The following is a 12,869-nucleotide window of genomic DNA, read 5'->3' as shown; positions in this document are numbered from 1 at the left end:
GTCGATTAAGGCGCTGCACAGGAAAGGTCCTCTGCAAAATCGCGTGGAATCGCGGCGCTCGGATGCAGGGTGTTTCGATCGAATCGGCGCGAAATGAAACCATCGCGTGTGACGAACGATTCGACATTCGGCAAGACCGGGGCGATTCGGCGTGCATGTCGGTGGTCTCGGGAGTCGGTGCCGGATGTCGCCCCGGAGATGATGCATTGCACGACGCCGTACGTTGCCGGTCGACGGCGGCATGTATTGCCGATCTCGCGTGCGCCAGCCGGCAAGATTTTCCGCACGCGGCAACCACGGCCTCATCGCCGCGTCGCGTTCATTGCGTTCGTAGCAGGCGTCGTCCCGGGCCGTCGCGCGCCGGCCCGCGACTACGTAATGCACGACTTTTTCACGCGCGCGCGTTCGGCACAATGGACCATTGCGCGTGGCCTGCCTGCCGCTGTGCCGGCTCGTCGCGCATGCCGCGGGAGAACGGACATGGTGTTGATGGCTGTGGGCGGGGGCGGCCCGGTGAACGTGCCGCAGCCGCAGAACGACGACGATCCGGCACCGAAGAACGGCGCCGGCAGCAACCCGCCGGCGCAGACGCCGGAACAGCAGGCCCTCGCGGCCGCGCAAGCCGAGACGCAGCGCCTGCTGCAGCTCGCGCAGGCCGAAATGGCGACGCTCAAGCGTCTGCACGACCAGGGCGCGTCGCAGGCCGACCTCGACAACCAGGTGAAGAAGGCCGAAGCCGCGTGGGGCGCGGTGCAGGCGGCCGTCGAGAACCAGATGCGCGTTGCCGCGGAGGGCAGCGGCGACACGAACAAGGCGATCGCGGGCGTGGCATCGGATCTGCGCAATGCGTCGCCGAACGATCCAGTGCTCGGCTCGGTGCTCGACGATGCGCAAAAGGCGGTGTCGGCCGAGTCCGTGCCCGAGCGGACGACCAACGTGAAGGCGTTCCAGTACGCGATGGCGATGCAGAAGGACCAGGCCGCGAACGCCGACCTGCAGCAGTACAACGCGTTGCCGGGCGGCATCCGGCGCGCCGATCCCGACACCGGTGCGCAACTGCGCCAGGCGGCCACGACGGCCGACACGAACGCCAACGACGCATACGCGGCGCTCACGAGCGCGCTGCGCCACGAATACAGCACGTCGGCCGCGACGCTGCGCCTGAACGACGCGAAGGCCGACTACGCGGCATGGCAGAAGGAGCCGGGCGGATTGCGCCGCGCCGACGAGGCCGACATCACCCAGGAGTTGTCGCAGGCCCAGAGCCAGTACGACAAGGTCGTGACGGGCGGCGACGACACCGCGCTGACCTACGTGACGGCCGACGAGCAGAAGCAGGTCGTCGCGTCGATGAAGCAGAATCACGACGGCATGTGGTACACCGGCCTCGTCGACGCGCTGGGCGAGGAAAGCCAGCTCAAGCGCACGATCGCGACGATCAATCCCGACGATCCGTCGCTGTCGCCGCAGATGAAACAGCTCGCGCAGTCCGACCCGGTCACGTTCGCGCTGATGCAGGACACCGGCGTGAGCGTCGATCCGAGCGACCCGAAGCTGTCGACGCAGGAGAAGCTGCTTGCCCAGCAGAACCCGCTCGCCGAGGCGTTCGTCAAGATGACGGGCATTCCGGTCAGTACGGACGGGATGAGCGATGCGGCCGCGAACGCCCTGAACGCGCAGATCGACCAGGCAGGCGGCGTGTTCGCGTACGTCATGGCGCAGGCGCAGGCGCAGATCAAGGCGGGCAAGGACAATCCCGGCTATCGGAAGATCCAGATGCTGCTTGCGGCCGCGCCCGAAGTGCGGCTGCAGTACACGAAGCAGCAGGTCGCGCAACTGATGGCGAATCCGGGCAGCAATCCGGGCGCGGCGCTTCAGGTGCTGAAGACCAACATGAACGCGTCGTTCTCGCTGGACGAACGCCAGACGCTGTGGACGCAGGCCGGTCAACCGCATTTCAACGCGAGCTTCATCCATTCGCAGATCGATCCGCTGATGCAGAAGCCCGATCCGAAAGCGACGGACCAGGCCAGCATGCAGGCGCGTTACGACGGCCGGATGAATGCCGACAAGGCCGGCAAATGGATGCAGGACATCCTCGCCAATGCGCCGCCCGAATTCGCGGGCGTCGTGCTCGACACCGTCGAGAAGGATTTCGGCAACAAGTGGACGCAGTCGAACACCGGCACGCCGCAGCCCTACGGCGACGGCATCGAGTTCTACAAAGGGCTCAGCACGGCCGTCGGGCTCGCCGACCAGCAGCCGACCGCGAGCGGCGAGCCCGTGCATCGCGAGGACGATGTCGCGAGCTGGCTGCTAGACGCCAACGGCAGCGCGAAGACGATGATCTACACGCTGCGCGGCAGCGACACCGGCTACGGGTTCGACAGCGTGCGGCAGGCGCTGTCGTCGGGTGTCGATCCGGCATTGTCGAAGGCGCTGCTGTCGAGGATGCAGAACGACGACCGGTTCCGCGCGGGATTCGCGAACGACTTCCAGCTGCGTTACGACCAGGGCACCCAGCATGCGCAGGACAAGCAGAACAAGGATGCCGCCAACGCCAGCTACAAGCTGTTCCAGACCGATCCGGACAAGCAGCTCAGCGCGTATTTCGGCGACTTCCAGAAGCACTTCGACGACAAGGCCTATACGTTCACCACCGGCTCCGACCAGATGACGAACTTCGTCGGCGCGGGCCTCGGGATCCAGCCTGACGATCCGGGCGCGACGCCGACCGACCGGAACGACGTGCCGTCGATGGCGCTGCTCGAACAGTTGATCGTCAGCAACGGGCAACTGTCGAACGGAACGAGCGTCAACAGCCAGTCTCTGTACGCGAAGAATTCGGCCGCGACGCAGATGATCCAGAACGTCGTCGACCAGATCCGCAAGGTCGGCGGCGACCACGCGGTCGTGTCGCTGGTGCCGATCTACTACGTGTCGAAGGGGACCGGTACCGCGCCGAGCGCGCTCTTCAAGGTGCAGGTGGCGGGGCATCCGGACCAGTACAAGCTGATCGACGACCGCGGCTGGAAGTACGACACCGTCGACGACTACCAGCACAACAATGCGCTGTCCGACGACGGCAAGCTGTACGTGCCGAAAAGCCTGACGAACGGTTCGGCGTCGGGCGGGTTCTCGCAATACGAGCCGATCGACGCGCACAAGACGGAGTGGTACCAGCACGCCGAACACATCCTCGAAATGGGCGCCGGCATTCTTGCCGCGGCCGGGGGCGTCGTGCTGGTCGCGAGCGGCATCGGGGCGCCGGTCGGCGGCCTGATGCTCGGCGCCGCGTGGACTGCCGTCGGCGCGGGCATGGCCGTCGGCGTGCCTGCCGCGATCGGCGACCTGAAGAACCTGAGCGATCACGGCCAGTCGATCGGCTTCGGCAACGCACAGGCGCGCGGCGACTGGATCAGCCTGATCGGCAGCGGTGCGGGCATCGCGGGCGGCGGGCTCGGCGTGGCGGCGAAGTCGCTCGCCGAGGCGTCGTCGCTGCTGCGCACGACGGGGCAGGTCTCCGACCTGCTGACCGTCGCATCGCGCGGCGACGGCGTCGCGGCCGACGTGGCCGGCCTCGGCCGCTTCACGCAGGAAGCCGACGCGTTCCAGTCGCTCGCGCAGACGACGGGGCGCACGGCCGGCGTATTCAATACCACGGGCGGCTTGATCGGCGGCTACCAGATGGCCGACCAGGGCGTGTCGCTGGTCAAGAACTGGGACGCGATGTCCGATTCCGATCGCGCGCAGCAACTGCTGAACCTCGGCATTGGCGTCGCGCAGATGGGACTCGGCTCGCACACGCTGATGGAGCGGCCGATTCGAGCGATCACGAAGACGCCCGCACCGTCGACGATGCCGCGGCCGGTCGCGGTCAACGTCGTCGAGTCGTTGTATGGCAACGGGCTGGCGAACCAGCGTCTCGCGGTCGGCGAGATCGGCAATCCCTGGCAGCACGCGGAGGAACAGGCGGCCAGTTTCGGCGAACCGGCCGACGACGGTGAGCCGGTGCCGCCCGCCGACGCAGGGCTGCGGTCGCGATTCGCCGCGTGGCTGCGTGCGCGCCGCGCGCAGGGCACGCCGGACGAAGGCGACGCGATCGTGCTGCGGCTGGCGCCCGATGCCGAAGGGATCGCCGGCGACGCGACCGCGGCCGTGGCGAACGCGTCGGCCGGCGATGGCGCGACGCCGGGCAAAGCCGCCACGCCGGCAGCGGCTTCTGCCGCGGCGGCGGGGCACCCGGCGTCGTGGGACATTCCCGCGCAGGTGGCAGCCGATCGCGAGATCCTGAGCAGCGTGGTCGGGTCGATCCTCGAGAGCGGCAACCGTCTCGAGGACGTCGAATACTACGTGTACGCGCTGGAAGACGGCGAAGGCAACGTGCGCAATCCCGGCCACGACGGCCTGCCCGCGACCGAAAGGGGCAACCTGTCGGACGACATCCGCGCGGCCAATGCCGACGAGCGGCGCGCGGCGGCGGGTAAAGATCCGGCGAAACTCGCCGCAGCGGCATCCGCCGAAGACGGCACGATCCGCGTCACGCGCTACGCGTCTTACCACGATGCGATGATGGTCGCCCGCAGCGGCGTGGCGGCCGGCCGCTATCAGGTCGCGCTGGTCGATCAAACGGCGCTTGCCGCCGACGGCAAGGTGCTGCCCGAAGCGGTGGTGGGACACGTCGGGCTCGACGACACCGGCAAGCGGCTGTCGCTGTCGATGAACCCGATGTACGATCGCACGCTGCGCGTGATGTACCCGCGCGGGTTCGATCCGGCGAAGCCGCTGATCCGCAGCGAGGACGGGCGGCGCATCGACGTGATCAACGCGCTGCCGGGCATGCACGAGACGCAATGGGGCGCCTATCCGCGCCGCGAGGCCGATCTCGCGATCTATTCGAACCATCCCGCGCAGCCCGAGAACCAGTTGCCGCCGGGTGAGCGGCCGTTGATGCCGGTGCCGCCCGGCTACTTCGCCGTGTACGCGCACGCGTGGACCGATGCGTTCGCGAGCGCGGCCGGCAAGCCGATGAGCGCGGAAGATCTGGCAGAGATGGTGCGCCAGAGCGGCTGGGACGGCAAATCGCCGGTGATTCTCTATGCATGCGGCGCGGGCACGCGGGTGAGCCCGCTCGCGCAACTGCTCGCCAACGTGCTCGGCGTGGACGTCTACGGCGCGAGCGGCTTCGTCGCATGGCGCTCGCCGCGCAGCCGCGTCGACGGCAGCCCCGACTCGGGTTACGCGGCCGGCATCGTGATCGAGCCCGATGCCCCGAGTTTCGCGGGCAAGCCCGATCGTTCGGTGCAGTATGGGCCGCGCACCTACCGTTTCTCGCCGGCGCTGGCCGTCATCGACCAGGGCGCGCATGCGGTCGACTGGAGCACGGTGGCACCGCGTCCGGTGTCGAATCGCTGGGGCGGCGGCGGTGCGTCGGGCGACGCGCGCGTGCCGCTCGGCGTCTACGTGTGGCGCGTGCTGACGAACCGCGGGTCGATCATCAATCCGCGCAGCGGCCGCTCGGCGAGCGCGCTCGAAATGACCTACGCGCTGGAGGAACTGGCGTGGAAAGGTTACACGCCGGGCACGCCGATCGCGCTGGAGGGGCCGCACAGCGGCGCCGATCCCGAGCTGCTGCAGGAATTCGCGGACCTGATCCAGGCGCCGGTATTCGGGCGGCTGGGCGACTCCGATGCGGCCGGATGGCAGCGCGCGATCCCCAACCCGAACCGTCGGCTCGCACGCTTCCAGATCGAACCGGACGTGAACGGCAAGTTCTCGCCCGGGCGCGCGCAGCCGGTCCGCGTCAATCCGCTGGAACTGCGGCCGGTGCCGGGCTCGAACGTCGTGAACCTGCTCGGCCATGCAACCGCGCGGCAGTTCCTCAAGGTGTCGGGCTTCGACATCGTCGAATCGCACGGCACGAAGCCGAACAACGTGAGGTGGGACAGCTCGATCGCGGTCACGCAGGACGGCACCACGATTTCACCGCGCGAATTCGCGCGCAGGATGCTCGAGGATCCTGCCTATACGGAAGGCAACGGCGTGCTGCTGACGGGCTGCTATCTCGGCTCCGGCGACTATCCATTCGCGCAGGAGCTCGCATACGAGCTGCAGGTGCCGGTGATCGCGTCGATCGCATCCAACTCGGTGCGCGGCACCGGTGCGCTCGAACTGCACCCGAACAGCGACGACATCGTCGTGCCGGCAAACGATCCCGACGTGTCGACGCGGCTCTACCTGCATATCCCGGAGACGCCCGACGCGAGCCAGCCGCCGCTGGTGTTCGCGCGGCGCGGCGAGCCGGTGGCGGGTGCGACGGCGCGCAACGATGCGCCGGTCGAACCGGTGCGTCCCGTCGACGCGCGAATCGATCCGGATGCGGACAGCGGACGGCGCGGCAACGCAGGCGAAACGGGCGACGCCGCGCGCCCCGGCGCGACGCCAGGCGGGCCGACGCATCCACATCCTCGTCTCTCGGCCGAACCGGACGCGAACGAGCCGCCGGTCTACGTGCCGGTTCCGCTCGTCGAGGTCGGGCCGGGGCAGATCTTCACGGCCGACGAATGGGCGGCCCGCGCGGAGCAGGCCGCCGAGTCGGAGGCCGACGACGGCCTGTCGGGGAAGACGCAGAAAATCTATCCGAAGACCAGCCGCGTCTATACGGACCGCACGATCGCCAACGGCGGCGTGCTCACCACGACGATCCACGGCCATTCGGTGATGCAGCCGGGATTCGACGACGTGACCGGCATCGACGCGACGCAGCATCCGGAGTTCCTGCGTCCGGCCGACACGCTGCTGATGCCGGCCGACGACCCGCTGCATTCGATCGGCGCGCGCGGGCTGATGTCGCCGCCGGGCCATCACGTGGTGTTCGGTCACGGAATCTCGGCCGATGCGATGCTGGGCCCGGACGGACGGCCGATGACACCGGACGAGGTCGCCGGGCGCGTCGCGCCGGTACTCGAACCGGGGCAGGACGTGACGCTGTATTCCTGCTTCGGTGGATCCAGCAAGCACGATCCGTTGCGCGTCGCGCCGGGTCAGGTGCGGGCCGCGAGCACCACCTTCGCGGCAGCGCTTGCGCAGCGCTTGTCGGAACTCACCGGGCGGCCGACGTCGGTCTGGGCGCCGCCGGACATCCTGCTCGTCGAACGCGACGGCTCGACCACCGTGCGCGGCACGCGCCTGACCGGGCAGGTCGACAAGGATCGGCTGCCGATGCAGCGCTTCGTCGGCGATCCCGCGCGCGCAGGCCGCCCGGCATTGCCCGCGGCAGCCGGCGCGGAACCTTCGCCGACGGCTGCCCGAACGGCGGCGCAGCCGCTCGGCGATCGGCCCGCACGCCCGACCGTGCCACGCGTGTCCGATCCGACATTCGCCGATCCCGACTACGATTTCAGCGCAATTCCGGACGATACGTTCGAATCGGTCACGCTCGATCATGCGTTCCGCGGTGCGCTCGCCGAGCGGCCGGGCGTGATCGGTGACGCCGCGCGCGTGACGCAAGCCGGCGGCACCGTGTCGCAGCACTGGCCGAGCGGCTTCCTCGACGATGCCGAACCGACCCGCGTGATCGACGATGTGATGCAGGCGTTCGACGCGGCCGGCCTGACGAACCTGCGCGTCGAGTTCGTGATGCGCGACGGCAGCACCGTGCTCGGCAGCGGCACGGATTTTGCCGCGCTCGACCCGGAGGAAGGCTGGTTCCGGTTCAGCGGCACGGTGCCCGACGCGCCGGCAGCGGCAGCGCACGCGCCCGGCCAAGCCGTGACCGATGCACCGCGCGCGTTGCCGGAAGGCGTGCGGACGATCGCGCACGATGCGCTCGGGCAGGCGCTGGATGCGGCCAATACCGGGCCGAGCAATCACGCATACGTGCCGGCCGAGGCGTTGCCGGACGACACCACGTTCGCGCACGGCGACCTGACGGCGGCGGAACGCGTCGCGGCCAGCGCCGCCGCGAACCTGGCCGCGGTCGAGGCCGCCGCACCGACCGACGTCGTGCTGCTGTCCGCGCTCGGCCACGACCCGGCGAGCGCGCTGCGCATCGTCACGCCCGACGGCGGCACGTTGTTCAAGCCGGCAGGCGTCGACATGTACGTCGTGCGAACCCGCGACGCGACGACCGGCGACGCGTCGTACCGGCTTGCCGCCGTCGATCATTCGGGCCTGCCCGAGGGTTATGCGGCGGTGCATGCCGGCGGCACGCGCGCGGCCGGCGCGGTCGACGGCAGCCCGATCTGGCCGATGATCGGCCCGGCAGGGCCGACGGGCCGCCTCGCGAGCGCGTCCGGCGATCCGTCCGGTGCGACGACACCGGCCACCGTTTCGAGTCATCCGGGCGCGCCCGCCGCGCCATCGCATGCCACCACGGTCGAGACCGAACAGCAGACGCGCGCCGCCGCCTGGCTCGACACCCTCGACCGTCGCACGCTTACGCGAGTCGATGGCCGGCATGTGCCGACGCTCGACGGTCTGGCGCGCCAGATCGGCCCCAATGCACATGTGCTGATCGCCGCGCATGCGACGCCGCCGGCGGGCGACGGCCCGCACGGGGCACCGACGTTCGTCGCGGTGCTCGAGACGGACGCCAACGGCGCGCTCGGCCCGGTGCGGATGCTGAACGGCAAGCGCGTGCCGCACGCGCTGAACAAGGCGCTGGAGCGAAGCGACAACAGCGGCCGACGCGCGCGTGGCAAGCTCGACTTCTACGTGTCGCCCGTCTCGCACGACGAGCTGGTGCACTTCGGCGGCCCGTCGAAGATCGAGACGCCGGACGGCAAGACGTCGTGGTCGGTCACGACTTCGGGCCAGGCCATCGACAAGACGCTCGCGGCGGACGTGTCGAAGCTGCAGGACGCGCCGGTCTTCAAGCGGCCGCGCCAGGCCGTGCGCGCGGTTTCCGGCGAGCACCGCTGGATTCATGTGGTCGACGACGAGACCGGCAAGGTGCTCGGCCACGCGGAGCGCGACACGAACCACGTGTGGAAGTACTTCGAGAAGGCGCCGCTCGGCGATACCGAGATTCCCGAGCAAGCGCTGCGCACGGTATTCCGGCGTCGCCGCCGCGGCGGCATTCCGGTCGGCCGGTCGCCGCGCCGCGGGATCCGCTTCGTCGTGAGCGACGTGACGCCCGCGACCGTCGAGCGCATCGGCGGGTTCCGGCCGGCGAAGGAAGCGCCGGCCGTCGAGAAGAAGCCGATCCGTTCGGCCGGCGACCTGTTCCAGTCGATCGTGCCCGTGCGCCGGCCGCTGGCGCGCGCGGAGCAGGGCGACGACGCGAACGCCGCGCAGTTGCCGCCGGTCGACCCGCATCTGTTGCCGTCCGACAAGTCCGCGCTCAACGCGGTCGACTTCAGCGGCAACAGCGTGCCGCATCTGTTGACCGCGATCCGCAACGGCGCGCTGGACGGCGGCCGTCACGTGATCTACGTGTTCCGGACCGACGGGGCGGTGGCCGAAGCGCTCGGCAACCCGCTCGGCGTGATTGCGGAGCGCAACGGCAAGATGCGGTGGTTCGACAAGCTCCCGCAGGTCGGCAACCAGAATCATGCCGGCCTGCCGCTCGACGAAATGCCGATCGGCAGCGATCGCTTCGGCGCGGATGTGCATTTCCTGCTCACGCAACTGTCGCCGCGCGATTTCCTGAACAGCGCGCGGCCGACGCGCGTCGCCGCGCTCGAGGCGCGTGCGAAGGCGCTGCGCGATCAATGGAAGGATGCGGAGGCGCGCGGCCGGCATTCGGCGCCATTCCGCGCACTCGCGGCGCGCACGCAGCACGCGTACAACGAGGTGCTCGGCGACTTGCGGCGCCTGCGCAGCAACGGCGCGGCGCCCGCGCCGTTGTCGATCGAGCCGTATCAGCCGGGCCTGTCGTCGGCCACCGTCGTCGAGTTCAGTTTGCGCAACGGCGCGGCGAAGCCCGAGCAGTATTTCGCGACGCACGAGCAGATCGAGGCATACAACAAGCAGGCGCAGCGCCCCGGCGGCGTGAACCTGGTGTTGAAGGGCGAGCCGGATGCCGTGATGGTCGACGTGGGCATGTGGCGCACGCTGGGCAACAAGCTGTACGTCGCGCGCGACGTGTCGACATCGGCGTCGCGCTTCCTGCCGGTGCCGGGCAAACTGCGCGCGCGCACGCGCAATCTCGGCGCGGCGACCGTCGCCGACAAGCGGATCCGGCAGATCTTCACGCGCTCGAGCGATGCGTTGCAGGATCGCATGGTGCCGATGGCGCGTTCGTTCTCGCTGCGCGACGATCCCGCGTTGATGGGCGCGCTCGTCGAGCGCTACGGCGGCGTGATGCCGGTCGTCACGCTTGTGATCGATCCGCATTCGCTCGCGGCGGCCCTCGGCAAGGCGCACGATCCGGACTTCCTGCGCGCGGTGGATGCGCTCGGCGACCAGAAGCGCGCCGTGTTCGACGGCGAGAACGGGATGGTCCATCCGGCACCGGACTCGGACGGGACCGCACTCGCGCTCGACGATCTCGAGCATCTGCATCGCTGGCTCGACGAGGCCGCGCGCACGGGCTTCGCGATCCGGCTCGAGACCGCGCCGTCGCGCGCGCTCGTATCCGGCAACGACTACCGGTTCCAGTCCGGCACCAACGACACGTATCACGACTACGTGCGCGTGATGACCGCGCTCGAACGCTGGTCGAACGCGCATCCCGGCACGGTCGCGCCGAACGTGATGATCACGTTCCACGGCTGGGATGCGGTGCCGGAATCGGTGCCGGGCGGCGGCCACGCGAAGCTGTTGCGCGCGGTGCTCGAACGCAAGGGGCTCGAATGGGTCCACATGGGGCTGTCGTACGGCACGCACGGCAACGACTTCATCGGCAACCAGGATCTGACCGGCGCACTCGCGAAGCTGATCGTCGAGAACCGTAACCGGCCGGAGATCATCGATCGTCTGCACGGTGCCGATGCGCTGACGCGCGTGTTCGAGCGCGTCGACCGGCAGACGCTCGCGAACCAGCATCAGCTGCTGTTCGCGGAGGTCGAGCGCATCGGCGCGGCGGATGGAATGACGCCGGCCGAACTGGCCGCATTGCGCCAGAAGATCTACGAAGGCAACACGACCGTCTGGCTGAACCAGGCGCGCAAGGCGACGATCGAGCATGCGACGACACTGTGGGAAGCCGACGGGAACAAGCCGCGCACCACGACCGACAAGGGCGCCCGCACGTTCGGCGGACGCTGGCTGACCGACCACGGCGCCAGCGTGCCGGCGCGCGTGACCACCGGCAACCGGCCTTCCGCCGCCGATCCGCTCGACTACTGGCGTGCGGTCGTGCGCGACCCGGCGCTGCTCAACGACGGCACCAAGCCGATCGGCGCGAGCCGCCGCGGGGCCGCGCAACTCGCCCAGGTCGACATTCCCGCCGGGAAGCGCGCGCAGGCGGAACTGCATGCGCTGCGCGTGCACGACGAACCGATCGGCGACAACGCGCCGCCTCCGTCACGCAAGCGGGTGGCCGGCGACATCGCGGCGGCCACCATGACCGGCGGTGCAGGTGCGGGCGTGCTCGTCGCGGTCGGCCGGGAGTCGGTGCGCACCGCGACGAACTCGCTGTATGCGGGGCTGCGGGTCGGGCGCGTGTTCCAGGCGCTGCATCACGGCGCGGTCGCGAGCCTGAAGAACGGCGATCCGCGCGTGTTCGACCGCGTCGTCGACCGGCTCGTGCGCGGGCTGCAGGCGCAGTTGAAGGCGAACGGTTTCGACGTGGCCGCACGCGGCACGCAGCTCGAACAGATCGCGCACGAAGGCAAGGCGATGGCCGCACAGCTTCGCGCGCTGAACGACGACGGGATGCTGTCGTTCGACGATACCGTCGCGCATACGAAGGCCGTCGCCGCCGACATGCTCGCGCAGATGCAGGGCGTGGTCGGCGGGACCTCGCTGAAGCTGCTGCACCACGGCAGCCCGCGCCATTCGATCGGCCGCGTCGGCCGCGTGCTGGCGCTGGGCGGCTACGGCGGTTCGATCGCGATGAATGCGTCCAGGGCGGTCACGCACGGCGATTGGCTGGCCGGTGGACAGGCGATCGGCGGCGCGCTCAGCGCCGTCTACACCGGCATCGTCTACAAGGGCAGCCTGCGCGGGGTGAACGCCGAGAATCGCAGTCAACTGGCACGCATCGCCAGCGCGACCGGCGATTACCTCACATCGGCGGTCGGCATCATCACCGGCGTCCATACCGCGCTGACGGGGGATCCGATGACCGGCACGCTGACCGCGATGTCCGGCGCGCTGCTCGGCGCCGGGCGGCTGCATTCGCATTTCCCGAATGCGACGCCGTGGATGGAGCGCTTGCCGACCGGCGTCGCGCTGGCACCGGTGGCGATCTTCGGGATCATGCAGGGGATCGGCCTGTACACGTCGGCGACCGCGGACGACAAGCACAAGCCGCCGGGTTCGTCGCCGAAGCCGCCGGGTTCGAAGGCCGGCACGCCGGCGCCGGGCGCATCGTTCGCGCCGTCGCCGGGCACGACGCCGGCGCCGGTCCAGACGAGTGCGTCCGCGACCCCGTCGGCATCGGCGACGCAGCCGTCGACCACGGCATCGCAACCGGCGCCTCCGTCGAGTTCACCAAACCAGACACCGCTGACGGTGAACGTGGCGCCCGGCGATTCATTGTGGACGATCGCGGAGCGTCACGAAGGAACGTTGCTTGCCGCGGCACACGTGCCGGCCGACGAACAGCAGCGGATGTCGGACGGTCAGCGGATCAATGTCGCGCTCAACGAGATCCTGCAACTCAACCGGAATCTCGCAAACCATCCGGGCGAGATCGATCCGGGGCAGCAGGTCATCGTCGGGTGACGGGTGCGGCGTGCGAGCCGCCCCGGTATGCAGCG

At 69.6% G+C, this 12,869-nt stretch carries 1 protein-coding gene; it reads left to right on the top strand.

Translation table 11 applies throughout. The features are described from left to right. Positions 1 to 480: 480 nt before the first annotated feature. Positions 481 to 12,834, top strand: a complete 12,354-nt coding sequence (locus WS51_RS05370; protein WP_069228725.1) for an LWXIA domain-containing protein — start codon at positions 481 to 483, stop codon at positions 12,832 to 12,834. The last annotated feature ends 35 nt before the right edge of the window (positions 12,835 to 12,869 follow it).

Source organism: Burkholderia territorii, assembly GCF_001718335.1.
In the GTDB taxonomy this organism is placed as follows: Bacteria; Pseudomonadota; Gammaproteobacteria; order Burkholderiales; family Burkholderiaceae; genus Burkholderia; species Burkholderia territorii.
Note: the sequence above shows the minus strand (reverse complement) of the source record. Positions and strands in the feature narration are given on the sequence as shown.

Bases quoted from the DNA above. Each gene is read 5' to 3' on its own strand.
- WS51_RS05370 (WP_069228725.1), top strand. From the start codon at position 481: ATGGTGTTGATGGCTGTGGGCGGGGGCGGCCCGGTGAACGTGCCGCAG.